This is a genomic window from Fulvimarina fulva (assembly GCF_039652615.1).
In the GTDB taxonomy this organism is placed as follows: Bacteria; Pseudomonadota; Alphaproteobacteria; order Rhizobiales; family Rhizobiaceae; genus Fulvimarina.
On the sequence record NZ_JBDJAC010000004.1, the window covers coordinates 145,947 to 171,155 of the forward strand.

Sequence of the window (25,209 nt, forward strand, 5' to 3'; positions counted from 1 at the left end):
CGCAAGGGCAATGTGTAGCACCGAAGGGATTTCGTCGTCCCGGCTGGTTCGTCGCGGGCCGGGCCGGGCGCGGTTTTCGGCAGGCCTGCCTGCCGCTTGGGAGTTTGAATGCGGCCGATCACCATTCTCGCTGCGTGTCTTTGCCTCGTATGGGCGACGCTCGGTGCCCATGCCCAGTCGTCGGGTTCGGGGTCGTCCAGCCCGGCAACGCGCTGGTTCGAGGTGGAGAGCCTCAATGCCGGCCTGCCGCCGATGCCGCGTTTCGTCGATCGCGACACGCCGCGCGGCATGATGGAGACGTTCTGGTTCGCAGCTGAGGTCAAGGACTGGGACCGGGCAATGTACACGCTCAACTTCAACGAGATCTCGCCCGAGATCCGCGCCGAGGTGGCCCCGCTTCTCACCGAACGCCTCTTCGACATCCTGCAGCGCGGCTATGTACTGGACTGGGGCACGTTCTCCGACCGTCCCGACGCGCTGGATGCGATGGCATCCTCCAAGAACCCGATGGCGGGCGAGCCGCGCCGCTCGATCCGCATCGCGACGCTCGACCTGCCGAACCGGCCGGCCTCGATCCGCATCGAGCGGGTGAAAACGCCGAACGGCGACCCGGTCTGGGTGTTTTCCGACGAGACGGTGGTGAACATCAACCAGCTCTACGAGGTGTACGGACCTTCGGAGCTCGAGAGGGCGATGCCGAAATTCCTGCAACAAAACGCCTTCTGGACGCTGAAATGGTGGGAGGTGGTGGCGATCCCGCTGGTGTGCTTCGCCGCGTTCATGTTTGCTGCCTGGGCGTATCATGCGGTCGGCCGGGCGCGTCGGCGCAAACCCCATCCAATGGTGAAGAACATCCTGGATTCGGTGCAGATCCCCGTGGCGCTGTTCGCCTTCGTCGGCACCTTCTTTCTGGTGAAAGAGTTTTTGTTCACCTTTTCAGGTCCGGTCAGCCGCTTCGTCGATCCACTTCAGATATTCCTCCTGGTCGTCGCGCTGGCCCTGATCGCGGTACGGATCGTCGATGCCGTGCTCGAACGGCTCGTCACCGACAATATGGAGGACATCACCCAAAACCAGGACGCGGACACCCGCGATCTTTACACCAATATTTCGGCCGTGCGGCGCATCGCGGTGGTGGTCGCGATCCTCGTCGGCGCGGCACTGATCCTGATCCAGACGGATGCGTCCAATACGCTCGGCTTTTCTCTGCTCGCTTCAGCCGGCGCGGTCGGCCTGATCCTCGCCTTCGCGGCGCGCACGGTGCTGTCGGACATCATGGCGAGCCTCCAGATCGCCATCGCCAAGACCGCGCGCATCGGCGATGCGATCCTCTGGAAGGGGGACTGGTGCTATGTGGAGAAGATCAAGTTTACCCATGTCCAGGCGCGGTCCTGGGATCATCGCAGGCTGATCATTCCGGTGTCGGAGCTGGTGTCCAACACATTCGAGAACTGGTCGAAGCAGGACCCGAAGATCGTGAAGCTAGTGGAACTGCGGCTCGACCACCGGGCGGATGTGGACGCGTTGCGCGAGGTGTTCAACGAATTCGTGGAGTCCGAAGAGGATATCACCGACAAGTCCGAGGCGAAGGTGCAGGTGGTCGGCCACGACCACACCGGCATGCTGGTTCGCTTCCTGGCGCCGGCTCCGGACCCTGCCAAGGGCTGGGACATGCAATGCCGCATGCGCGAGCGTGTCCTGTCCTATGCCGCGAAGCTGGAAGACAAGGTCGGCAAGGAGCCCGCGGGGCAGGCGGCCTATTTCCCCCGCGAGCGCGAGGTGCTGGTGGGCGAGTTCGACCAGGCGAAATCGGAAAACGCCTGATCGAAAGCACGGCATACCGAAGGGATAGGATGGTTATCGGATGCCGCGCCGTGTTCTATCGCGCAATGCGCAGGGAGGAGATTTCCTCGGTGATCTTTCCGAAGGCGGCCAGCAGCTCGGTTTTGTTCTTGGCGTCGAAATAGAGCTTCTTCGTTGGATCGTTGAGGCTGTTCGAGGCGCATCCTTTCAAGAGCGATTTCACAGGGGAGTTGTCATCGACGTCGAAAGCGATCGTCACGAGCAGGATTCCGTCATTGCCGTTCGGCTTGCGGTTTTCGGTCTTGACGTTCGTGCAGAGCCTCTTTGTTGAGGTATCCATCGCGTTGACGAGGCCTTGGCCGCTCTTGTCGGAGGTTCCGGCAGTTTGGAGCAATCGCCCGTTCTTCAAGCTGTTGGGCCCGTTCTGGACAGAAGCATAGCCGAACGTGCCGAAAATCGAGTCGTTCTCGTTGCTGACGTCGACCGCCGCGCCGCTGCTGATGTAGGACGGATTGTAGGTATTGGCGCCATCGGTCATCAGGATGATGGCTTTGAGGTTGGACGCGTCGGAATAGGCGGTGCCTTCCGTGAACGGTTCGCCCGGCGAAAGAACTCGCCAGCCCCAGGCGAGGCCTTCGGCGATATTCGTCGCGCCTTCGGCAACGAGTTCGTCGATCTTCGTCTTGACCGTGTCGTAGTCGCTGGTCAGCTGCGTGACCGGCCGGGTACTGCAGCCCTTGTTCGGTCCCTTGTCGGCCGCCGAATAGATATTGGACCGAGTGCTCATCAGATATTTGTTGACGTCTCCCTGACCGCCGCGCCGGATCGAGTCCCGCGAATAGCCTTGGCCGGTCGGTTGGTCGCCGGATGCGTCCCATTCGCTCGATGACACTTCGTCCGGCTCCTGGTAAGCGCCGCCGAACATGCCGGAGACATAGTCGTTGTCCATCGAAGAATTCCAGGACCGTTCGTCTGGGGCGAAGGATGGCACGAAGTAGGTGTCGGGATCGCTCGAGGAGGGGGGGGCATCCGAGATCGCCAGACTGCCCGGACGTGACTCCACGCAGCCTCTCCAGCCCTCGGGAAACCGCTTGGAGCCGTCCATGTAGGTTTTGGAGGGGTTTGGCTTGCAAGTCCGATTCCAAAAAGAGCCGCTGCAACTCTCATTGCCGGAAACGACCCTGGCGTTGTCAAAGATCCACTGGCGGGTCAGGACCTGACCATCGGACTTGCGGATCCATCGCCGGCTTCCCTGCTTTTGGGCGAGCTTTTTTCCGTCGTAATCGACCCAACGTTGCCAGTCGAGATTTTCGTGATGGATGGACGACTCGCCGTAGCGATCCATCCAGCTCGCGTTCTGATTGGCCTTTCCGACATTGACCATGGTGGAGAACGGCACGATCCCGACCTTGACCCTCTTGGTTGTGCTGTTGGGCTTGTTCACGGACATCAGGTTTTCCGCAAGGCTGGTCGCCGCATCTTTCAGCGTGTCGAGCTTCGAGAGCCCAGGGGGCGCTGTGACATTTGGAATACCCTCCTTCCAGCGCATCGAGCCCGAATTGTCGAGAACGAACGCAAGTTCGAGAGAGCGAACTTCGTACGCGATGTCGCTGGTGGTCTTGATCTCGAAGGTTTCCCAGTCGAGTTTGCCGTTGCTGAGCGTTTTCAGAGCCGAACCAAAGACGGGCTTGTAATCGCGCGTCGCCGAGAATTGCAACAAGCGGTTTCCATTGTTATCCACTGTGCCGTGATAGTCGATCTTTGTATCTCCGCGGCGTTCATCTCCCATATTGGCGAAGAAAGAGACGCTTGCGATGGTTCTGATCTTGCTTGAATCTTCCGTCATTGCGCCGCGGGCCGCCGTCAGCGCGGCCTGATCGAGAGACGCCTGCATTGTCTTCTTTGCCATCTCGGCGCCGACAAGATCCAAGGCGGCGCCAGCCCCGATGAAAAGCACCGGCATGACCAATGCGGTGATCATCGCGAAATTGCCCGATCGATCCTTGCGGAAGCGGGAGAGCGATCCGGTGCCGGTTGGGCGAGCCTGGCGCCGCAGGACGATGTGAGACATCTCAGTGCTCCACTTTTTCATCCCCTTGTGTCGGAAAATTCTTTCCGAAAGCCTGAATATGCAGGCGGCCTATCGATCAGATCATCGTGATGGTTGATGATTGACTACTGACGAATGGACGATCTGATTGAAAAACGATGCGATCGCGCGGCCTCAAATCCCCGGTCTCCGGCGCAAGGCATTGCGTGCCGGCAAGGCGTTGAGCGATTTCGGAGTTGCATTTCGTTCAATCTTCCGCCGAGCGCCTGCTCAACGGGCTCTGTGAAAGAACCGGTTGGGCAAAGCGGCATCGAAATCTCTCTCATACCGCCGGACAAAGGAATTGACCCAAAGGTCAATTCTCGTCCGACGATTGGCTCAGGCGCCGCTCGGTATCACACCCGAGGGTGCTGCCTGGTAGGAGCGCGAGATCAATTCGACCTGCAGGCAGGTCCGGCGTTCTGGATGAAGCTGCAGGCGCCGCGCTATTTCGCGAGATATCGGTCGGTCCGGTGGTTTATCGCAAGGAAGCCGTTGAGACAGAGCGCGCCGAGGATCGAGTAGAGCACCGAGACCCAGTCGACGACGACGAAGGCAAGGCCGAGGATCACGAGGTCGATCGAGAGCTGGGTCAGGCCGGCACGCCAGCCGAACTTGTCCTGCAGGAAGATGGCGAGGATGCCTGCACCGCCAAGGCTTGCACGGTGGCGGAAGAGGGCGAGCAGCGCAAAGCCGATGAGAAGCCCGGCGGTGATCGCGCCGACCGTCCGGTCGATCTCGCCGAAGGTGAAATAGTCCGGCTGCACGGCCGTCGCGATGGACAAAAGCGCGATGGCGATGAAGGTCTTGATGGTGAAGGCGCGGCCCATACGCATCGCGGCGAGGATGTAGAAGGGCAGATTGATGAGGAAGAAGGCGAGGCCGACATTGAGGCCGGTCGCATAGGACGCGATGAGGGCAAGACCTGCGACGCCGCTTGTCAGAAGGCCGAGATGGGCGAGGATTGCGATGCCGAGGGTGGCGAGGACCACGCCGGTGACGATCGCCTGGGCATCTTCGAGCGGCGTGTGATTGGTCGGCGTCGCGTGCCAGTCGCCGAAGCGCCAGCGGATCGGGTGAACCGCCTCGGCAAAGCCCTCCGCGGTCTTCGGATCGAGGTGGGACTGGGTTCGGGACCTGGCTTCGTCGGCCATCTGCAAGGGCTCATGCTGCACTGCGATGATTGAGATTAAGCGCAAGGCCCTCAGAATACCAGCGGCGATCGGCCCCTGTGGCAGCGCACCGTCGCCCCTATCTGGTGGGGCATGAAACCCGACGATCTTCTTCATCCGACCCGCGCGGGGCTCTATTGCCCGCCCGGCGATTTCTACATCGATCCGGTGGGAAAGGTGGACCGCGCCCTCGTGACCCATGGGCATGCTGACCATGCGAGGCCGGGCAACGCCAAGGTGATGGCGACGCGCGAGACGCTGGACATCATGGCGATACGCTATGGCGAGGGCTTCTGCGATGAGAGACAGGCGGCCGCTCTGGGTGAGGCGACGAAAATCAACGATGTGACGGTCAGTTTCCATCCGGCCGGCCATGTCTATGGTTCGGCGCAGATCGCGGTCGAATGGAAAGGTATGCGGATCGTCGCTTCAGGCGACTATAAGCGGCGGCGCGACCCGACCTGCGCGGGCTTCGAGCCGGTGAAATGCGATGTCTTCATCACCGAGGCGACATTTGCCCTGCCGGTGTTCCGCCACCCCGATACGGCGTCGGAGGTGGACAAGCTGCTTGCCTCCATGCGGCGCTTTCCCGAGCGCGCACACATCGTCGGCGCCTATGCGCTGGGTAAGGCGCAACGTGTGATCCGACATGTACGGGAGGCCGGCTATGATCGCCCGATCTATATCCACGGGGCGCTGAAGAAGCTGTGCGACTTCTATCAAAGCGAGGGGATCGATCTTGGCGACCTCAGGCCGGCGACGATCGAGAATGGCAGGAAAGGCGATTTCGCGGGCGCCCTGATTGTCGGGACGCCCTCCGCCTTCGCCGACAAATGGGCGCGGCGGTTTCCCGATCCGGTGGCAAGCTTTGCATCGGGCTGGATGCGCGTGCGCCAGAGGGCGCGCCAGCGCGGCGTGGAACTGCCGCTCATCCTGTCGGATCACTCCGACTGGGACGAGCTGACGCAGACGATCAAGGATGTCGAGGCTCAGGAGGTCTGGGTAACCCATGGAAGGGAGGAAGCGCTGGTGCGCTGGTGTGAGCTCGAAGGCGTCGCGGCGCGCCCGCTCCATCTGGTGGGATATGAGGACGAGGCGGAGTAGCAAGCCTCCGCCCTCCTGATGAAATGGCGGCTATCGCTGGTTCCTGCACGGTGCTGGCGATCACCTGTCATCAGACGAACGGTTCAAGCGCCGCTCGGGCTCCCGGCAGCCTTATGAAACCGTTGGTTTCAAAGGCCCCTCGGACTTATTCGGGAACTTTCACGCCATCGTTCTGCATGGGCTCGCTCCCCTCCGGCGTCACGATATCGCTCGCAGCATTCGTCGCGTTTTCCGGCGCGTCCAGCGTTTCGGTCTGCTCGAGACTACCGTCCGGCGAGGTTGCGATTCCGATGCCGGCAACGAGGACGTATCCGAAAACGATGAGAGCAACGCCGACGATGAGAACGATCAGGACCGATCGACCCGAACGTCCCTGCTTGGCGTCGGTTTCCTTGAGATTTTTAGCCATTACCTATGGTTTTCCAACATTCGTTTGTGCCCGCGTTCAGGCCTGCTTGGTTAGTCTGAACGATGGTGTGACGGCAATGTTTCTCAAGGTCGAAATCAAACCAATTTGAACCTGGCCGGAACGGCAAAACGCCACAGGGCCGGGCACTGAGACACCCGCGAGCGGTTTGAACGGCCGCAAGGCGTTCAAAGATAAAGACAAACACACCGAGACTGAGACGGTCCGCTTTACGGGCGTCTCTGCACCAGTCGTTCGTCCTTTTCGTCGGATTTCTTTTGGATAACGAGATTGAAGCGGTTCGCCGCGCCGATCTCGCGCTCGAAGTTGAAGGCGAGGGCGCCGGACGTGCCCTTGGCGTCTTCAAGCCTTGCAACGCTTTCGACGAAACCTGACGGCGCGGTCACCTCGCCGAGAGCGAGCGCTTCGTCGAGCTCCTTTGTCAGGACGCCGGTCGCGTCCTCGGCTGCCTTTTCGTCTTCCAGTTCGAGCTTGAAACGAATGGTATCGACTTCCGAGCCCGCCGGACCGCGTGCGATCTGGGCGATCGAGAAGCCTTCGCCCTCCTGATTGCCGTAGCACTCGTTCTCGCCGTCAAAGAGCGGGCTCTTGTCCCACTCGGCGCCCTGTCCGATGGTCTGGCAGACCGTCTCGGGCGATGCCGCGAGAATGCCGGTCTCTTCTGTCTTCTGCTGCGTGGGCTGCTTGACCGGCTCGGGCTTCGTGCGTTCGAGGGCGACGGTCTTGAGGAGGCGCGGCTTGGCGGCCGTGATCTCGGTCGCGGCCGGAGGCTGAAGATTGTTCATATTGGCAGCGCCCGCGACCTGCCGTTTCGTTTCGGCGTTGATGGCGGCGAACTGGACGGTCTGAAAGGCGTCGCTCGTTCGTACCGCGAAGGCGACGCCCGTTATGGCGACTGCGAGAAGCATGAAGCGGAAGGTCGTCGTGCCGAGGAACTGGAGAACGATTTCGCCGGGCGTTCGGTGATCGCCCAGAATGCGTTTCAGGGCAAGGAAGCGCTCTCTTCCATTCCATCGATTCACGGTCGAAGTCCTCCTTGCGAATGATCCGGCGCATGGCTCCGGTGGAACCAGACGCGAAAGGTGCTTCTTGCAGGAAGTTAAAGAAGCGTTGACGGTGAGAGTCCAATCGTCAGGGCCTTTTCAGACCCGATCCGACGTTTCCTCCAGGGTGCTGTGACCGATAGGCAACGAATTCGTCCAGAAGAGGGCGAAGGGCGCAAACGCCGAGGCCGCATGTCATCGGCGCAAGCTTCGCACCGGTTTGGTCTTGCCGGGACAGATGTTTCGACGCGGGACCACCCGAAAGGCCGGGCGGTTCAACGACGATCGATCACGAAATCCAGGAGGTGGTTCGCATAATAGACGTAGCCGTCGGCGGAGGCATGGAAGCCATCTCGCGAAAAGCCCAGCGGCTCGACGCGGGGAAGCGTCGTCGAAACGATCGCGCCTCGTTCGAAACAGAGCGCGGTGCCCATGCGGCGAATGATGCGGGCGCGAAGTTCGAGAACATGGGCGAGCGCGCGGGGGAGCGCCGGAACGCGCTTCATGTCGACCGGCGGCGACCACACGATACGGGCCTCCGGCCACTTCGCCTTCAGCGCATAGAGAAGCGTGCCGAATCCCTTCTTGAAGCGCCGCGCGCCGTGAAAGTTCTTGGCATCGTTGGTGCCGATCATCAGGACGATGTGGGTGAAGGCCTCGCGAGCGAGATTTGGCACCACGTGGTCTCTGACATCGGCGGAAACGGCGGAATTGGAGCCGGCGGTGCGCCAGAACACCGAGCGGCCGGTGATGGCGAAGATGCGCTCGGCAAGCTTCGGGCCGAGCGAATCCTCGATCCGGTCGACGCCAACGCCGGCAGCGCTGGAATCGCCGATCACGAGAAGACGGACCGCTGCATCCTTGACGGTCTCAGCGCCGACGAGCCCGGTGAGGGGACCGCGGGGCGGACCCATGCGCATGATGCGCTTTCGTGCGCGCAGGCCCTGCCAGATATAGACTGGCAGCATCAGCCAGGAGATGAGGGCCGTCTTGCCGGAGGCCGCGATGCCGCCGGCAGCAAATCCATCGAAAGGAGGGACGACCTCCTCGAAGCCCACTTGGCTCATCCCTTCAAAACCTCCACTCCGGGGAGGGCCTTGCCTTCCATCCATTCGAGGAAGGCGCCGCCCGCCGTCGAGATGTAACTGAAATCGTCGCTGACGCCGGCCTGATTGAGCGCTGCCACCGTGTCACCGCCGCCCGCGATGGAAACCAGTTTTCCGGCCCGCGTCAATTCGGCGGCGTGTCGCGCCGCGCCCATCGTCGCCTCGTCGAAGGGTTCGATCTCGAAGGCGCCGAGGGGACCGTTCCAGACGAGGGTCCTGGCGCTGTCGAGCCGGGCGTTCACGGCCTTGAGGGATTCGGGGCCGGCGTCGAGGATCATCATGTCCTCGGGCGTTTCCTCCACCGGGACCGTTTCCGGAGAGCCACCGGAGCGCAATTCGCGGGCAACGACCGCATCGGTCGGAAGCAGGATCTCGCAGCCCTTTTCCTCCGCCCGTTTCATGATCGAACGCGCAGTGTCGGCAAGGTCATGCTCGCAAAGGGACTTTCCGACATCGATGCCCTTGGCTGCAAGGAAGGTGTTCGCCATGCCGCCACCGATAACGAGGCAGTCGACCCGATCGATGAGATTGGTGAGGACGTCGATCTTGGTCGACACCTTCGAGCCGCCGACGATCGCGACGACCGGCTTTTCCGGTGCTTCGAGACCGGCCTGCAGGGCCTCGATTTCCGCCTGCATGGTGCGACCGGCATAGGAGGGCAGATGATGGGCAACGCCCTCCGTCGAGCCATGGGCGCGGTGGGCTGCCGAGAACGCGTCGTTGACGTAGATGTCGCCGAGGGAGGCAAGGCTCTCCGCAAACTCCGGCTCGTTCGCCTCTTCACCGGCATGGAAGCGGGTGTTTTCGAGAAGAAGCACATCGCCGTCCTTCAGCATCTCCACGATGCCGGCGGCGACCGGTCCGATGCAATCGTCGGCGAACCCCACCGGTTTGCCAAGACGCTCCGACAGAACCTCGGCGATCGGCTTCAGGGAGCTGTCGGGATCGGGCTTGCCCTTCGGGCGTCCGAAATGGGCGAGCAGGATGACGCGGGCGCCTTTTTCGGAAAGTTCGGAGATGGTGGGCAGCACGCGATCGATGCGGGTCGCATCCGTGACCTTCCCGTCTTTCATGGGCAAATTGAAATCGACGCGCACGAGGACGCGCTTGCCCGTCACATCCGCGTCGTCGATGGTTCTGAACTGGAAGGTCATCTGAAGGTCGAACTCAATTCTTAAGGGTTTGCTTGGGGCCTCGGTGGGGAGGCGCGTTTCGGTGTGTGGCTTCTTTTTACGGTTTTGCCCGCGCGTGCGGCAAGCGAAGATATCGTATCGGGGCGAGCCGGACATGGGGAAGTCCGTGCGATCAACCCGATCACCGCTTTTTGCCCGGCGCCTCGTCGTCCGACTTCGGTGACTTGAAGAAACGCCGGATCTTCGACCGAGCGTCTTTCATGCGCTTGATGGCCGGCAGGAGCTTGTCGTCCGGCGGGGAGAGCGAAAGGCCTGCGCTGACGACCGCATTCTCGGAGCCGGTTTCGCGGACGATGAGCTCCACCGATCCGATCGGCACGCGGTCGCCATAGGACGGAAGCCCGCCCAGCCGGCGGGACATCAACTCCGCGACGGTCAATTCGCTTTCGTCCTTGGTGAGCGTGAGTTCATAGGCATCCGCGAGCGAGACAGCCGAGGAGGACGGATTGATGGTGAACTCGCCATAGAATTCCTTGTCGTCCTCCGCGACCGGCGCCCGGCTTGCAAAGAGTCGATCGAGGAGTGGCGAAAAGCGCGGCGAAATGAACAGATAGACGTAGTCGCCCTGCTGGAGGCGCCCGGCATACTGATAGCGCATGGAGCGTCCATTGCGGATGACCAGGGAAGGCCTCGCCCAGCGGGGCACGCGCGCGCCGGTCGCGACGGGACTGCCCTCCACCACGCGGTAGGAGAGAAGTTCGTGATCCGCCGAGCCGGGAAGTTCGAGCTCGAACTTTTCGAGCGGACCGATGCGCGGCGGAACGGTGAGCTGAAGCCATTTCGCGACGCTGGCGAGCGTCCAGCCCTGCAGAAGGAGGGAGATCAGGACGATGACGAAGGCGATGTTGAAGAAGTCGCTCGAGGCTTCGAGCCCCGAAAGAATGGGCAGGATGGCCAGAAGGATCGAGACAGCGCCGCGCAGTCCCACCCAGGATACGAACAGCTTTTCACGTTTGCGGAAATCGAACGGGATGAGACAGAGCCAGACGGCGATCGGCCGTGCGAGGAAGATCAGGAAGAGGGCGAGCGCCACGCCGGGCACGAGGATCGCATCGAAGTTGCGAGGGGTCGCGAGCAGGCCGAGAAGGAGGAACATGATGATCTGGGCAAGCCATGTCATCCCGTCCTGAAACCGCTTGATCGAGGGCGCGCGCTTCAGATCGGCGTTTCCGGCGTAAAGGCCGGCCACGTAGACGGCAAGAAAGCCGGAGCCGCCGAGCGCACCCGTCAGCGCGAAGACGGCGAGAGCCAGCGCCATGATGAGGATCGGCAGGAGCGCGCGGTCGATCGTGAGTTTGGCGATGAAGAACTCGATGCCTCTGCCCCCGATCAGGCCGGCGATGATGCCGAGGCCCATCTGCTGGACAAAACCCAAGAGAACGCTGAACCCGAGCTGTTCGAAGCCGCCGCCCTGTCTGAGCAGTTCGACGATCGCGATCGTCAGGAAGATCGCCATTGGATCGTTCGTGCCGGATTCGATCTCGAGAAGCGAGCGAACCCTGTCGCGAAGCGTGATGCCGCTGGTCTTCAGAAGGAAGAACACGGCGGCGGCGTCCGTCGAACCCACGATCGCCCCCAGCAACATGCCCTCCAGAAGACCAAAGCCCATTATGTAGTCTGCAGCGAGACCGAAGATGACGGAGGTGACAAGGACGCCGATCGTTGCGAGCGTGATCGCGGGCGCAGCAGCCTGCCGGAACGTCGAGAACGGCGTCTGGAAGCCGGAATCGAAAAGAATGATGGCAAGCGCCAGGGTTCCGATGAAGTAGGCGAGACCCGCATCGTCGAATTCGAGGCCGAGACCGTCGGTCCCGGCAATCAGGCCGACCGAGAGGAATAGCAGAAGCAGCGGTGCGCCTATGCGAGAGGCGATGAGGCTCGAAAAGGCCGCCAGAAGCACGAGCACCGTGCCGACGAGAATGAGGAGATAGAGGTTTTCGAGCATCGGCAATCAATGATGCCGCCAGATCGGCGGCGGTCGTGGTGGGGTGGGGCCGCTTCTTGTCGACGGGTATCAACACGATATGCGCTTTCGCCCCGATGAGGCCAACGACTTTTTGCATTGCAAATGGGAAAACGGGCCGCTGGTGAGCGACCCGTTGATATTCAGTCGATTTGCGCGGGGGCCGAGCCCGGATGATCGGATTCTAGAACTTGAAGCCGACGGAGACGCGGCCTTCGTGACTGTTGTCGATTTCGTCGCCGAAGCCGAAGGAATAGGCGGCCGAAACATTGGTGTTTTCGCTGAGCTGGCTCATGGCGCGTGCGCCGAGCACGACGCCGCGTCCCGGCAGTTCGTCGAAACCTGCGGACCGGACCCTGTTGGGGCTGCCGACGATGCTGGATCTGATGGAATCGTCGTTGCCGAAAAGCTCGTCCTCATAGGCGATCGAGGCGGTGAGTGTCGCGGCGCGGCCAGCGACCATTGCGTCATAGGACAGATCGACGCCGACGTTTCCGTAAAGCGCGTCCCGATCATAGTCCTGATAGGCGATGCGGGCGCCGATGCCGGTCTCGGTGAAGCCGTCCACGTCGAAGTGAGCATAGGTGAGCGCAGCGTTCGGCGTGACGGTGAGCTGGCCCATCGCGATGTCGTAGCCGGCCGCAAGGCCGATATTGGCAACTGCAGCGTTCGTATCGCCCGCCGCGTTGACGACGGTGGGGATCAGCGTTCCGCGCTCGATATTGTCGAAGTCGACATGGGCGATGCCCGCCGAGGCCGTGACATAGGCCGCGCCCATGACCGCCGTGCCGTAGATGTCGGCGGCGAAGGTCATCGTGTCGAAGGCGAAGCTCGAATCGTCGATATCGCCAGCGCCGAAGGAGACCTTCGTGCCGACCATGAAGCTCTCGCCGAGGGGACGCTCATAGCCGAGCGAGATGCCGGCGGAGGCATAGTCGTAGGAGCGGATGGCCGAGCCGCTATCCCGGTCGTAGACCAGCCCGTTGACCTCGCCGTAGAGGCCGCTGAAGGTGGTGCCGTTCCGCGATGCCAGCGCGAAGTCGTGGCCCCGGTCATAGCTCGCATTGGCGCTCTGGAGACGGTCGGCGAACGCGGTCTCCGACATGGCCCCGGCCGAGGCGGCCTGGCTGGAGGCCGTCACATAGTCGAGGACGAGGGCGGAATAGAGCTGGTGTCCCGCTGCGGTCGGGTGGACGTCGTCGAAGTAAAGATAGGTGTTTTGAACTTGAGGACTGGTCGAACAGAGCCGGCCGGTTGTCCGCTGGAAACAGGCGTCGGTGACGTTCGAGAAGCCGAATCGGCCGGGATCGGCGGTGATCGCATCCGACAGCCGGCGAACGTCGACATAGTAATAGTCGCTGCCGGGATTTGCGGCGGCCGTTGCGAAGATGCCGTTCTGGAGCTGCGAGTTGAAAGCGTCCGTTGCCGTCGAGCCGAGGAAGCTGGCGCCCGGATTGCTGTTGAGAAGCGGGATGCCGCCGAGATTCGGCAGGTTGAGAACGACGACGCGCGGCGCGTTGAGGCGCCCGAGAAGTGCCGCGGCTCCGCTCACATCCTGCGCCGCCTGGCGCGAGCCCGCGCTCACGCTGGCGAAACTTGCGTTCGGCGCGCCGACTGCCGCGAAGATGTCGTTCGCGCCGGCATAGAGCGTCACGAGGTCATTGGCGGCGAAGACGCCGTCCTGGGCCGCGAAGAAGCCGATCTGGGTGTAGATATTGGGCGGCGAGGAGACGCGGGGCGACGCGGTTGCGCCGCCGAAGGCATAGTTCTGGTTGGCGTTCGGATTGACGGGCCGCCGGGCGACGGAGGCGGCACCGGCTTTCTGCATCGCGCCATCGAGGCGCTCGGTGAAGACCGGACCGTTCGAAAAGCGACCGTCGAAATAGGGTGGGGAAGGCGGGGCAGGGGGGACGCCAGCGACCGCTGCGAGATTGCCGTTGTCGCTCAGGCTGTCGCCGAACGAGATCACCGAGCCGATGTCCTGCGCGTTCGCGAGAGACATCCCGAGTGCGAGCGTCGCAGCGCCGGCGAGTGCCCATGTTCTGACGTGATGCATGTTCCCAACTCCTCCCAAAGTCCTTGAGGAGACGGAACAGCTCTTTCAGCGATCGGGCAAGCGTCAAAACGCGTCTTGCGAGCGCGGAGCATGCGAATGGAAGGCCTATGTTGCGCGCACTCCACATCTGTTGCGCGTGAGCCATAGACCGCTTTTGAGATGCTGAGGTTAACGGGGCGCATGACGCGAAAACGGCGCCGCTCTTTCGAACGGCGCCGTTTTTGAAATGCTCCGTGACGTCGATTAGCCGGCGTTGTGCATCGCGATCGCGGTGTCCGACATGCGGTTCGAGAAGCCCCATTCGTTGTCATACCAGGACAGGACCGAAACGAGCGTTCCTTCCATGACCTTGGTCTGATCCATGTGGAAGATCGAGGAATGGGGATCGTGGTTGAAGTCGATCGAGACGTTCTTGTCGTTGGTGTAGCCGAGAATGCCCTTCAGCGGACCGTCAGCGGCGGTCTTGATGGCGTTCTTGATCTCGTCGACGCTGGTCTCGCGCTTGGCGATGAACTTGAGGTCGACGACCGAAACGTTCGGGGTCGGAACGCGCATGGCGAAGCCGTCGAGCTTGCCGTTGAGTTCCGGCAGGACGAGGCCGACGGCCTTGGCGGCACCGGTGGACGTCGGGATCATCGAAAGGGCGGCTGCGCGGCCCCGGTAGAGATCCTTGTGCATGGTGTCGAGCGTCGGCTGGTCACCCGTATACGAATGGATCGTGGTCATCATGCCCTTCTCGATGCCGATGGCCTCGTTGAGGACCATGGCGACCGGCGACAGGCAGTTCGTGGTGCAGGACGCGTTGGAGACGACCTTGTGCTCGCTCGTCAGCTTCTCGTGGTTGACGCCGTAGACGACAGTGAGGTCGGACTCGGTGCCCGGGGCAGAAATCAGGACCTTCTTTGCTCCGGCTTCGAGATGGGCGGCAGCCTTGTCGCGCGCGGTGAAGAGACCGGTGCATTCGAGCGCGACGTCGACGCCGAGATCGCCCCAGGGCAGGTTCTTCGGGTCACGCTCGGAGGTGACGCGGATCGGGCCGCGACCGACATCGATCATATCGCCGTCGACCTTCACCTCGCCGGGGAAGCGGCCATGGACCGAATCGTAGCGGATGAGGTGGGCGTTGGTCTCGACCGGACCCAGATCGTTGATGCCGACGACTTCGATATCGGTGCGTCCCGACTCGATGATGGCGCGAAGAATATTACGGCCGATGCGGCCAAAGCCATTGATTGCGACGCGAACTGCCATTGGTAGAGGTCTCCCCGGATTGTCAAAAGTCTTCAACACTGCCGGGCTTGCGACCGGACGTTGGTAGTCCACGTAATGCCAAGCCCTCTCGCGATCAATGCGCAAATGCCATCAGCTTTCCTGATGGTATGACCGTGTTTCGCTGATGGTGAGGGTTCGCCGGGTGAGAAAGGGAACGGCCTCGCATGCAGACCATCCTCAGTCTCTTCAAGGCGGCCATCATCGGATGGTGGAACGACCGGGCGCTCAGCCTTGGGGCGGCGATCTCGTTCTACGCGCTGTTCTCGCTCGGGCCGGTGCTGCTCGCAAGCGTCACGATCGCCGGACTTTTCTTCGGCCACGATGCGACGCGGCTCGCGGTCGTCGGCGAGGCCGGGTCGCTGATCGGGAAGGATGCGGCGAACTCGATCGATTCGATGTTGAGCGCCGCGATCCAGTTCGGCCCGGACACGTTCTCGATCCTGTTCGGCGTGGTGATGTTCTTCGTTCTGGCGACGGGCGCGATCGTCGAACTGCAGGACGACCTCAACATCATCTTCAAGGCTCAGCCGTCAGGCGGAAATTTCTGGGGCATCGTGCGCGGGCGCCTGATCAGCCTTGCCCTGGTGTTGACCCTTGGCTTCCTGCTTCTGATTTCGCTGGTGATCGATGCCGGGCTGACCGCGCTGTCGAGCTATATCCTCGCCCGCTTTCAGGACCTGACCGTGCTGGTCGTCGGCCTCAACGTCCTGTTCAGCTGGGCGGCCGCGACGTCGCTGTTCGCCCTGATCTTCCGGCTCCTGCCGGACAAGCGGCTGGAATGGCTGACGGTGATCGTGGGGGCCGCCCTGACGGGCCTGCTCCTGGAGATCGGGAAGTTCGCCATCGGGCTTTATATCGGCGAGAGCGGAATCACCACCACCTACGGCTCGGCGGCTTCGCTGGTGACGATCCTCCTTTGGATCTTCTACACCTGCCAGATCCTGCTCTTCGGCGCCGAATTCACCTGGGCCTATTCGGTGAAGCGCGGCACGTCCGCGGGCGAACCGGAGCCGAAAAAGAGCTGACCGATCACGCCTCGCCCGCTTCGCCTTCGCCTTCGCGGTCCTCAGGCTCCGGCTTCAGGCGCTCGCGCACCTGACGAACGACCTCGTCCGCCGTGATGCCGAAATGCGCATAAAGTTCGCCGGCCTTGCCGCTGGCACCGAAGCCCGACATGCCGAAGAACAGGCCTTGGCGGCCGATGATGGCGTCCCAGCCCTGCCGGACCCCTGCCTCGATCGCAATCTTGAGGGACGGATCGTCGAGGAAGGCAGCGCGGTACTGCTCGTTCTGAGCCTCGAACAGTTCGAGGCAGGGCACCGAGACGACACGTGTCGGATAACCGTCCTGTTCCAGCGTCTTCTGGGCCGCGACCGCGATCTGCACTTCCGTGCCCGTCGCAAAAAGTGTGACCTTCGCCTCGCCATGGGCCGAGACCAGCTCATAGGCCCCGCGCACAGATTTGTTCTCGTCGTGCTCGTCCGTGCGCAGAGCCGGCACCGCTTGGCGAGAGAGCGCGAGAACCGTCGGCCGGTTCTTCGAGTGAAGCGCGAGAGACCAGCATTCCAGAGTCTCGACGAGATCGGCGGGCCGCATAACCGCGAGATTGGGGATCGCACGCAGGGAGGCGAGGTGTTCGACCGGCTGGTGGGTCGGGCCATCTTCGCCGAGCCCGATCGAATCATGGGTCAGCACGTAGACGACGCGCAGTCCCATGAGCGCAGTCAGCCGGATCGCGCCCCGCGCGTAATCGGAGAAGACGAGGAAGGTGCCACCATAGGGGATGACGCCGCCATGCAGCGCCATGCCGTTCATGATGCCTGCCATCGCGTGCTCGCGAATGCCGTAATGGATGTAGCGGCCGCTGAAATCCTCCGAGGTCAGGATTTTGAGCTCTTCGTTGAGCGTGTTGTTCGATCCGGTGAGGTCTGCCGACCCGCCAAGGGTTTCCGGTACGATCGCGTTGACGACTTCGAGCGCCATTTCCGAAGCCTTGCGGGTCGCAAGAGACGGTCGCGTCTCATTGGCGCTGCGCTTGGCGCGCTCGATCCGCTGCTGGAGGCCGCTCGGAAGATCGCCGCGATGGGAGCGATCGAATTCGCCGCGCTCTTCGGCAGACAGGGCGGCGTGCCGCTCTTCCCATTTGCGGCGGGCCGCCGCCGATCGGAGGCCAGCGATGCGCCACTGGTCGATGATGTTGGCGGGCACTTCGAACGGCTCGTGCGGCCAATCGAGGGTCTCGCGCATCGTCTTCAGCTCATCCTCGCCGAGCGGCGAGCCATGGGCTTTCGCGGTGCCTGCCTTGCCGCTCGCACCGAAACCGATGGTCGTGCGACAATCGACGAGGCTTGGTTTGTCGGAAGCGTTGGCTGATTTGATGGCGGCGGCGATCTCTTCCTGATCGTGACCATCGCAGGAGAAAGTGTCCCATCCGCAGGCCTGAAAGCGCGCGTGCTGATCGGTCGAGTCGGCGAGGGAGACCTTGCCGTCGATCGTGATGCCGTTGTTGTCCCAGATCATCGTGAGCTTGGAGAGCTTCAGGTGACCGGCAAGCGAGATCGCTTCCTGGGAAATGCCCTCCATCAGGCAGCCGTCGCCGACAAAGGCGTAGGTGCGGTGATCGACCATCTCGTTGCCGAAGCGCGCGGCGAGGTGGCGTTCCGCGATCGCCATGCCGACGGCGTTCGCGATGCCCTGCCCGAGCGGGCCGGTCGTGGTTTCGATGCCGGCGGCATGGCCGTATTCGGGATGGCCGGCGGCTTTCGAGCCGAGCTGTCGGAAGCTGCGGATCTCATCGATCCCGATGTCCTTGTAGCCGAGCAGAAAGAGCAGGCTGTAGAGCAACATCGAGCCGTGCCCGGCCGAAAACACGAAACGATCGCGGTTCGGCCAGTCCGGCATGGTCGGATCGAACCGCATGAAGCGCGTAAAGAGAACGGTCGCGATGTCGGCGGCGCCAAGGGGCAGACCGGGATGGCCGGACCCTGCGTTCTCAACGGCATCGGCACTGAGGAAGCGGATGGCATTTGCCATGTCGCGCGCGTTTTCAGGACTGGTCATGGAAGCGCTCTTATAGCTCGACGGCTCAAACGATCATCGTGGACGGCCATCTTTTCGGCGTTGACGGGGAGACATCACAGGCCCGAGAGGCTGTCAACGTCGCCCGCAATCTCGCGTGGAGGGTTCAATACAGCGATCGGGCTGGAAAATCGAACCCCGACCAGATCGCCGGGTCTGGGGTTCGCAGATGCGGCTTTGCGAAGGGTCAGGTCGCGGTCATGGGCGCGATCAGCTCGCCGTCCTCGAATTCAAGGACCGTTTCGGCGGCGCCGGGTTCCTGCTTCAAGGCGGCCAGGACATCTGCGTAGGACGGGTCTTGCCCGAAACAGAGGACCGTCAACTCCGGAATCCGCGCGGCGAAGATCGGCTCGATCGCGTCCGGGAGATTTTCTCTCGGCACCACCCAGCCGAGGCCCTGATGGGGAAGCTCGATCACCCGGGCGCCGGCTTTCGACGCGATCGCGGCGGCTGTCGATCCGCGGGGCGAGGGAACGGGGACGAAGACCAAAGACTGCGCATCTTTGGCGAGCGCCATGAATTTGGCGTCGAACGCTCGCCTCAGGGCCGTATCGCCATCATTTTCGGGCCATTCGAGCAGCTCTATCATGCCTCAGAGGCCCTTGATGAAACCGTGACGCGCCAGCTTGAGGAGGCCTTTCAGCATCTCCTTGCCGGCTGGCGTATGCCTCAGGATCTTCTCGACGCCGACAATCCGGCCATTGGCCTGAAGCTGGCCGCTATGGGTGACGAAGCGCAGGATGCTCTGTCCGGCATTGTTGTTGATGTTGATGATCGTCATGCCGTCTCCGGCGCGGCTGGACGGATAGGCCATGTTGAGGCGGCCGATCGTCGCGCCGCCGCTGGTGCCTTTGACGGTGCGCGTGGCGAATTGCGTGACGCTCGTCCCGGGTATGTGCAGGATCCGCACGGATCCAAGCGAGCCGACGGCGACCGATGACACGAGAAAAATGCCCTTGCCGATGGCCTCGCCCACCGTGGGATCGGCACCTGCAAGGCGGGCGCCAGCTGCTCCGATCACGCCGGCCCCTTCGCCGAGGATATTGATACCCCGGCCGCGATTGGCCCCTGAGAGCTGCGTGATGCCGTCGGTGATCGTATTGACGCCGAGTGCGGTGACGACGACGCCCGCGGTCGTCGTGCCGGGTTCGGGTACGATGATGCCGATGACGCCGACGCCGGTCTCGATGACGCCGAAAATAACCTTGCCGCTTCCCCATGCGATCCGCGAAACGAGGCCCTCGCGGACTTTCGTGATCTTCGTCTCGATCGCCTCGTTGAGATTCTTCGCAAGGTTCGAGGTGCTGAGCGCTTTGCCCCAGAAGGTTGAATCGAGCTTGATGAGCCGGCGGGCCTCGTCGACCTCCCAGCCGTCCAGATCGATAAAGGGGTGGATCTCGATGGAATAGCCGAGGCCGCCGGCGTTCCGATCCGCAATGGTTTGCAGCAGGATGAGGCCCGCATTCTCTCCATAACGATCGACATAGGCGTCGAGAACGCTGTCAATGTGTGCAGCCATACCGAACTGTACCAATCTTCGTTCAGCAAGACGGAGCCTTGCCGACTTCTTGTCCCTTTACCGAGGCGCGCCGGGCCTCACGCATACTCGGCGCGGCCGGCCTCGATATCCCTTGCGTGCACTCCGGCACTGGAGATCAAGTATCGGGCGTTTCCGACGTCGGCGCAATTCCTCGCTGACGCCAGGGTAAAGGCCGGAACTTTGGCCGGATGATGGGCCCTGAATCCGTTTTGCCGCATCGTGAGCTTCGCCCCGGCTTTCCCGCGGCCTTTCGGCGGGTTAAACCGAAAGGCAAGTGGGACACTTCAGCGAATCAAACGGACCGGAACATGGCGGCGGACGGTGATTTCGAGCGTAGCGAGGCGCGATTGAAGGCAGCCGTCGACGCGCTGTCGGCGGCGATCGACACACGGATCGCCCGTGAATCTGTGCTGGTCGACACGGAGGCCGCCATGCAGCGCATGACCGCCGACCGGGGACGCCTTGCGCGCGAACTCGATAATGCGCTCGCCCGTAGCGAAAGGCTGGAAAAGGCAAACCGGGAGGTGTCGCATCGGCTCGTCGATGCGATGGAGCGGGTGCGCGAGGTGATCGCACCAAGCGAGGAATAAAGCGCTGGCCGGTAAGATCCGGCCTGAACGAGACCAGACGAGGGAAGAGTTGGACCGCGATGCCGCAGGTGGTCGTAACGATCGACGGGAAGACCTATCGCATGGCTTGCGGGCCGGGCGAGGAGGACCATCTGCACGATCTTGCCTCGGGGATCGAGGAAAAGATCCAGGGTCTGAAGGACGGCGTCGGCCAGATCGGTGACCAGCGGCTGACGATCATGGCGGCGATCATGACGGCGGACGAGTTGGCGGATGCCCAAAAGCGCTTACATAAGCTGGAAGACGAAAATCGGGCCCTGAAGGGCAGTATCGCTTCGCTTGAAGAGCGGATGGCCGACCTGCGCGCCCGCTTCGTCAGAGCGATGGACAAGGCCTCCCATCTGATGGAAACGCTGACGAGCCGCATCTCCTGACGCGTCATCGGCGTATGTTCGCAAGTCGGATCGTCCGCATTCGCTGCGGCGTTTCGAGCGCGATCTGAATTCTATGGCAGCGAGATGAGACCATGAGCGTAGCGGACAAAGACGGGTCCCTGAAAACCAGAGCCTTCAAGGGGATCACCCCCATCATCTGTTCGCTTTATGCCCTGATGCTGGCCGGCTGCGCCAGCGCGCTGAACGCGGTGACGAGCGGCGCTGGGTACAGTGTCGTCGAGAATGTGCGCTACATGTCGGGCGCGCGGGGCACCCTCGATCTCTACGTTCCGGAGAGCGCCGGCCCGAACGCGCCCGTGGTCGTCTTCGTTCATGGCGGAAGCTGGGATACGGGCTCGAAAGACATCTATCTCTTCGTCGGACAGTCGCTGGCGAGCGAGGGGATCATCGTCGCGGTGCCGAATTACAGGCTTTACCCCGAGGTCCAATTTCCCGGCTTCGTCGATGACGCGGCCAAGGCCACCGTTTCGGTCGGTCAGTGGGCGAAGCGCGGCGAAAACGGCATCCCGGCTGGAAACCACCCGCTTTTCCTGATGGGCCATTCGGCCGGGGCCGAGATCGCCGGTCTGCTCGCGACAGACGGGCGCTATCTCGCCCGCCAAGGCAGCTCCATCAATGGGCTCGCCGGGTTCATCGGCCTGTCCGGCCCATACGACTTCCTGCCGCTGACCGACGAGCGCTATATGCGCATCTTTCCCGAAGCGACGCGGCAGGCGAGCCAGCCGGTGAATTTCGTGAACGGCGACGAGCCGCCGATGCTGCTGATCCATGGCGCGGCAGATACCGTGGTCGATCCGAAGAACACCCGGTCGCTGGCGGCCAAGACGCGGTCGACCGGTGTCGCGGTCTCCGACCGGATCGTGCCCGGCGTCGACCATACCGGCACGATCAAGGCCTTTGCGACGGCCCTCAAGCTGGGCGATCGGTCGATCCGCTCCGAGGTGATCCAATTCGTCAAGCAAAGATCCCGATGACCGACGTGTCGATCAAGACCGCGGCCGATCTTTCCACCTACTCGCCGCCTGATTTTCCGCCTGCCGAGACGCTTGTCGGCCGAACCGTGCGCCTTGAGCCGATCAACGACGACAGGCGGTTTGGAGAACTCTGGGACGCCTATTCAGCCGATGAAGCCGGCGCCTTGTGGCGATGGCTGCCGAGCGGGCCGTTTGAGACGGAAGCGGACTATCGGGACTACGCGTCGACGACCTATTTCAAGGATGGGCACCGCTTCTATGCGTTCGTGCCCGAAGAAACCGGCCGCGCGGCCGGCGCCTGCGCCCTGTTTCGCGCCGATCTGCCGAACGGCGTGATCGAGATCGGGCATGTCTGTCTGGCGCCTTCCATGCAGCGGACGATCGCCGCGACAGAGGGCTTCTTCCTGTTGGCAAGGCTCGTGCTCGGCACGCTCGGCTATCGCCGGTACGAATGGAAGTGCAACGACAACAACGGGCCGTCGAAGCGGGCCGCCGAGCGTCTCGGGTTCAGTTACGAGGGCCTGTTTCGTCAGCACCAGATCGTCAAGGGCGAGAACCGGGATACGGCCTGGTATTCCATGCTCGACCGGGAATGGCCGGCGCTGGAGCCGGCCTATGAGCGCTGGCTCGATGCTGCGAACTTCAACGCGGACGCCAAGCAGTTGACGCCTCTCGGCGTGTTGACCGCCGAGGCGCTCGGCAAGGCTTGAACGGTGTCCGGTCCCCGGCGCACCATTTAAGGATTTGATCGGTGATGGAGCGGCTCGTTCGCCTGGACGGCTCTTGTCAGCCGTTGGCCGAGACGATCGTGACCAGGGCTTCCGACGGGTAGATGCTCTCGTAGAGAACGCCATCGCCCGGCATGAAACGAAGCACGGGCTGTTCCCGGTCATCGGCCATTTCAAGCGTGCCGTCGGCCATCTTGCGCCATTTGGCGACCCGGCCGATCGCCGGCGAGCTCTGGCAATCGGGGCCGATGGGAGCAGCCTTGAACTCTTCGGAAAGGCCGTCCGGATTGACGATCCGGCAGCTTGCGCCGCTTCTGAGATCGATCATCCGCATGCCGGAGGCGGGCTGTTGAACGCTCGGTACCGGCACGCTCGAGGTCGTGCGCGGATCGATGAGGGTTGCGCCGGCCCGGGTCGTTTCGGCCGGAAGCGGCGCGCCCTGAAGATTGGCGACGAGAACGACGGCGGCAATACCTGCACCGGCAGCGGTCGCGACGAAGTTCATCATATTGGCCTCTCAAAATACGCTGTACCTGTTTGAGCGCCATTATCGACCTGCAATCCTTAAGCGAAGGTTGAGACAGGGAATACTTTGTTAGGAATGTTCGGTGCCGGGGCGTAATCCTGCCGGCGACGGCCCTCGTCAAAGGGCTGGCAAAGGCAGATTTGCCGGGGCAAAATATCTCACTTTAGTGGATTATTCTGCCGCTCGCCTCATGCGCGGGGCGCAAGCTGTGCAAAAGCGCAGTCCCTAAATTTCTATTCTTTATTTTTGAAACGATTTAATTTGGCCTCTAACCGTTTGAATTGCTCGGGGTGCAAATAAAATCGATTGAAGATCTGGTTTTTCTTCGCGTTTCTCCGTAATACTGTTGTCACAATCGATCCCCTGCGCTAGCCTTTTGCTCGAGAGGCGGCTCGTTTTCAAACGAGCCGTATGCGTTTTACGAGCGGGATGGACGTCATGAACGAGATCGGGATACGGAATGCCGACGCGGGGATTGAGACGACGGGGCTTTCGAACCTCAAGTCGATCCGCTGGAACTTGTCAGAGGCCGAGCTGGTCGAAATCGCCGTTCGCCGCGGCGAGGGCCAGCTGACAGCGCACGGCGCGCTGAACGTGACGACCGGCAAGCACACCGGCCGCTCCGCCAAGGACAAGTTCGTCGTCCGCGACGAGGCAACCGAGAACGTTGTCTGGTGGGACAACAACAAGCCCATGTCCCCCGAAGCGTTTGGCCGGCTCCATGACGACTTCAAGTCCCATTCGGAAGGCAAGGATCTCTTCGTTCAGGACCTAATCGGCGGCGCCGATCCTGCGAACGCCATCAAGGTTCGTGTCGTCACCGAATTTGCCTGGCATGCCCTGTTCATCCGCAATCTCCTGATCCGTCCGAGTGCGGAAGAGCTGAAAAGCTTCGTGCCGGAGATGACGATCATCGATCTGCCGTCCTTCACGGCTGACCCCGAGCGTCACGAATGCCGGACCGAGACGGTCATCGGCTGCGATCTGGAAAACCTCACGGTCCTCATCGGCGGCACCTCCTATGGCGGCGAGATGAAGAAGAGCGTCTTCACCGCGCTCAACTATCGCCTGCCGAAGACCGGCGTGATGCCGATGCATTGCTCCGCCAATGTCGCAGACGACGGCTCGTCCGCGGTCTTCTTCGGCCTGTCGGGCACCGGCAAGACCACGCTTTCGGCCGATCCCGAGCGCACGCTGATCGGCGATGACGAGCACGGCTGGGGCGAAGACGGCATCTTCAACTTCGAAGGTGGCTGCTACGCGAAGACGATCCGTTTGTCCGAAGAGAGCGAGCCGGAAATCTTCAGCACGACGCGCCGTTTTGCGACCGTTCTCGAAAACGTCGTCCTCGATGAAACCCGCGTGCCGGACTTCAACGACGGGTCCCTCACCGAAAACACCCGCGCGGCCTACCCGCTGCATTACATTCCGAACGCTTCGAAGACCGGCCGAGACGGCCATCCGTCCTCGATCGTGATGCTGACGGCGGATGCCTTCGGCGTTCTGCCGCCGATCGCCCGTTTGACGCCTTCGGAAGCGATGTACCACTTCCTCTCCGGCTACACGGCGAAGGTCGCGGGCACGGAAAAGGGCGTGACGGAGCCTGAGGCGACGTTTTCGACCTGCTTCGGTGCACCGTTCATGCCGCGCCATCCATCGGAATACGGCAATCTCCTGCGCGATCTCATCGCCAGACATGATGTGGACTGCTGGCTCGTCAATACGGGCTGGACGGGCGGCGCCTACGGAACCGGCAATCGCATGCCTATCAAGGCAACCCGCCGGCTTCTCGCCGCCGCGCTCGACGGCTCCCTCAAAGGCGCACAGTTCCGCACGGACCCCTATTTCGGCTTTGCCGTGCCGGTCTCGGTCGATGGTGTCGAGGATCGCATCCTCGATCCACGTGCGACCTGGAGCGATCCGGCAGCCTATGATGCCCAGGCAAAGCGCCTCGTCGAGATGTTCCAAGAGAACTTCCACCGGTTCGAGGACTCGGTCGACGGTTCGGTTCTCGAAGCCTCGCCAAATTTTAAGATGGCGGCTGAGTAAGGTCGCCTCCTTAAATTCCACCTCCCTTCCGAAGCGGCCCGCGCGTGATGCGCGGGCCGTTT

At 62.3% G+C, this 25,209-nt stretch carries 21 protein-coding genes; 8 read left to right on the forward strand and 13 right to left on the reverse strand.

Going from position 1 to position 25,209, the window contains the following annotated elements; genetic code table 11:
• Nucleotides 1-108: 108 nt before the first annotated feature.
• The gene (locus ABDX79_RS07735) at nt 109-1,824 is read left to right on the forward strand and encodes a mechanosensitive ion channel family protein (RefSeq protein ID WP_346219700.1); all 1,716 of its coding nucleotides are present in this window, start codon (nt 109-111) and stop codon (nt 1,822-1,824) included.
• 55 nt (nt 1,825-1,879) lie between these two features.
• On the opposite strand, the gene ABDX79_RS07740 is transcribed toward ABDX79_RS07735, so the two are convergent.
• Both ABDX79_RS07740 and ABDX79_RS07745 read right to left on the reverse strand, forming a co-directional pair.
• Nucleotides 1,880-3,874 carry a TadE/TadG family type IV pilus assembly protein gene (locus ABDX79_RS07740; protein WP_346219701.1) on the reverse strand — a complete coding sequence of 665 codons (1,995 nt, stop codon included), beginning with the start codon at nt 3,872-3,874 and terminating at the stop codon, nt 1,880-1,882.
• 464 nt (nt 3,875-4,338) lie between these two features.
• The gene (locus ABDX79_RS07745; protein ID WP_346219702.1) at nt 4,339-5,046 is read right to left on the reverse strand and encodes a YitT family protein; all 708 of its coding nucleotides are present in this window, start codon (nt 5,044-5,046) and stop codon (nt 4,339-4,341) included.
• A 111-nt stretch (nt 5,047-5,157) separates the two neighbouring features.
• Here ABDX79_RS07745 and ABDX79_RS07750 point away from each other — a divergent pair, with 111 nt between their 5' ends.
• Entirely contained in the window at nt 5,158-6,168 is a 1,011-nt protein-coding gene (locus tag ABDX79_RS07750) for a ligase-associated DNA damage response exonuclease (protein WP_346219703.1), read from the forward strand.
• A 145-nt stretch (nt 6,169-6,313) separates the two neighbouring features.
• Here ABDX79_RS07750 and ABDX79_RS07755 read toward each other — a convergent pair whose 3' ends face one another.
• The 7 genes from ABDX79_RS07755 to gap all read right to left on the reverse strand — a co-directional run bounded on the left by ABDX79_RS07755 (nt 6,314) and on the right by gap (nt 15,207).
• Nucleotides 6,314-6,577 carry a hypothetical protein gene (locus ABDX79_RS07755; RefSeq protein WP_346219704.1) on the reverse strand — a complete coding sequence of 88 codons (264 nt, stop codon included), beginning with the start codon at nt 6,575-6,577 and terminating at the stop codon, nt 6,314-6,316.
• 227 nt (nt 6,578-6,804) lie between these two features.
• Nucleotides 6,805-7,617, reverse strand: coding sequence for a DUF6030 family protein (locus tag ABDX79_RS07760; protein WP_346219705.1), 813 nt, complete (start codon nt 7,615-7,617; stop codon nt 6,805-6,807).
• 296 nt (nt 7,618-7,913) lie between these two features.
• On the reverse strand, nt 7,914-8,705 hold the full coding sequence (locus ABDX79_RS07765) for an SGNH/GDSL hydrolase family protein (protein WP_346219706.1): 792 nt from the start codon (nt 8,703-8,705) through the stop codon (nt 7,914-7,916).
• Entirely contained in the window at nt 8,702-9,898 is a 1,197-nt protein-coding gene (locus ABDX79_RS07770) for a phosphoglycerate kinase (protein WP_346219707.1), read from the reverse strand. The genes ABDX79_RS07765 and ABDX79_RS07770 overlap by 4 nt, the downstream gene beginning before the upstream one ends.
• A 160-nt stretch (nt 9,899-10,058) precedes the next feature.
• The gene (locus ABDX79_RS07775) at nt 10,059-11,882 is read right to left on the reverse strand and encodes a potassium/proton antiporter (RefSeq protein ID WP_346219859.1); all 1,824 of its coding nucleotides are present in this window, start codon (nt 11,880-11,882) and stop codon (nt 10,059-10,061) included.
• Between the two features lie 202 nt (nt 11,883-12,084).
• A complete protein-coding gene (locus ABDX79_RS07780) occupies nt 12,085-13,956 on the reverse strand; it encodes an autotransporter domain-containing protein (RefSeq protein WP_346219708.1) in 1,872 nt (623 codons plus the stop codon).
• Between the two features lie 243 nt (nt 13,957-14,199).
• Nucleotides 14,200-15,207, reverse strand: a complete 1,008-nt coding sequence (gene gap / locus ABDX79_RS07785; RefSeq protein ID WP_346219709.1) for a type I glyceraldehyde-3-phosphate dehydrogenase — start codon at nt 15,205-15,207, stop codon at nt 14,200-14,202.
• Nucleotides 15,208-15,392: 185 nt separating this feature from the next.
• On the opposite strand from gap, the gene ABDX79_RS07790 reads away from it, so the two are divergent.
• On the forward strand, nt 15,393-16,253 hold the full coding sequence (locus ABDX79_RS07790; protein WP_346219710.1) for a YihY/virulence factor BrkB family protein: 861 nt from the start codon (nt 15,393-15,395) through the stop codon (nt 16,251-16,253).
• Between the two features lie 4 nt (nt 16,254-16,257).
• Here the strand turns inward: ABDX79_RS07790 and tkt are convergent, their stop codons facing one another.
• The 3 genes from tkt to ABDX79_RS07805 form a co-directional block, all read right to left on the reverse strand.
• Nucleotides 16,258-18,288: a transketolase gene (gene tkt / locus ABDX79_RS07795; RefSeq protein ID WP_346219711.1), complete on the reverse strand. Its 2,031-nt coding sequence runs from the start codon at nt 18,286-18,288 to the stop codon at nt 16,258-16,260.
• Between the two features lie 205 nt (nt 18,289-18,493).
• Nucleotides 18,494-18,895 carry a hypothetical protein gene (locus ABDX79_RS07800; protein ID WP_346219712.1) on the reverse strand — a complete coding sequence of 134 codons (402 nt, stop codon included), beginning with the start codon at nt 18,893-18,895 and terminating at the stop codon, nt 18,494-18,496.
• 3 nt (nt 18,896-18,898) lie between these two features.
• The gene (locus tag ABDX79_RS07805) at nt 18,899-19,825 is read right to left on the reverse strand and encodes a hypothetical protein (RefSeq protein WP_346219713.1); all 927 of its coding nucleotides are present in this window, start codon (nt 19,823-19,825) and stop codon (nt 18,899-18,901) included.
• 329 nt (nt 19,826-20,154) lie between these two features.
• Here ABDX79_RS07805 and ABDX79_RS07810 point away from each other — a divergent pair, with 329 nt between their 5' ends.
• The 4 genes from ABDX79_RS07810 (at nt 20,155) to ABDX79_RS07825 (ending at nt 22,554) form a co-directional block, all read left to right on the forward strand.
• Nucleotides 20,155-20,436: a DUF4164 family protein gene (locus ABDX79_RS07810; RefSeq protein WP_346219714.1), complete on the forward strand. Its 282-nt coding sequence runs from the start codon at nt 20,155-20,157 to the stop codon at nt 20,434-20,436.
• Nucleotides 20,437-20,495: 59 nt separating this feature from the next.
• Nucleotides 20,496-20,849 (forward strand): cell division protein ZapA, encoded by a 354-nt coding sequence (locus ABDX79_RS07815; RefSeq protein ID WP_346219715.1) that lies wholly within the window; start codon nt 20,496-20,498, stop codon nt 20,847-20,849.
• A gap of 92 nt (nt 20,850-20,941) precedes the next feature.
• On the forward strand, nt 20,942-21,844 hold the full coding sequence (locus ABDX79_RS07820; protein ID WP_346219716.1) for an alpha/beta hydrolase: 903 nt from the start codon (nt 20,942-20,944) through the stop codon (nt 21,842-21,844).
• Nucleotides 21,841-22,554 carry a GNAT family N-acetyltransferase gene (locus tag ABDX79_RS07825; RefSeq protein ID WP_346219717.1) on the forward strand — a complete coding sequence of 238 codons (714 nt, stop codon included), beginning with the start codon at nt 21,841-21,843 and terminating at the stop codon, nt 22,552-22,554. Before ABDX79_RS07820 ends, ABDX79_RS07825 begins: the two co-directional genes overlap by 4 nt.
• A 76-nt stretch (nt 22,555-22,630) precedes the next feature.
• Here the strand turns inward: ABDX79_RS07825 and ABDX79_RS07830 are convergent, their stop codons facing one another.
• Nucleotides 22,631-23,080 (reverse strand): hypothetical protein, encoded by a 450-nt coding sequence (locus ABDX79_RS07830; RefSeq protein WP_346219718.1) that lies wholly within the window; start codon nt 23,078-23,080, stop codon nt 22,631-22,633.
• A 456-nt stretch (nt 23,081-23,536) separates the two neighbouring features.
• Between ABDX79_RS07830 and ABDX79_RS07835 the strand changes: the two genes are divergently transcribed.
• On the forward strand, nt 23,537-25,147 hold the full coding sequence (locus tag ABDX79_RS07835) for a phosphoenolpyruvate carboxykinase (RefSeq protein ID WP_346219719.1): 1,611 nt from the start codon (nt 23,537-23,539) through the stop codon (nt 25,145-25,147).
• Nucleotides 25,148-25,209: the final 62 nt, after the last annotated feature.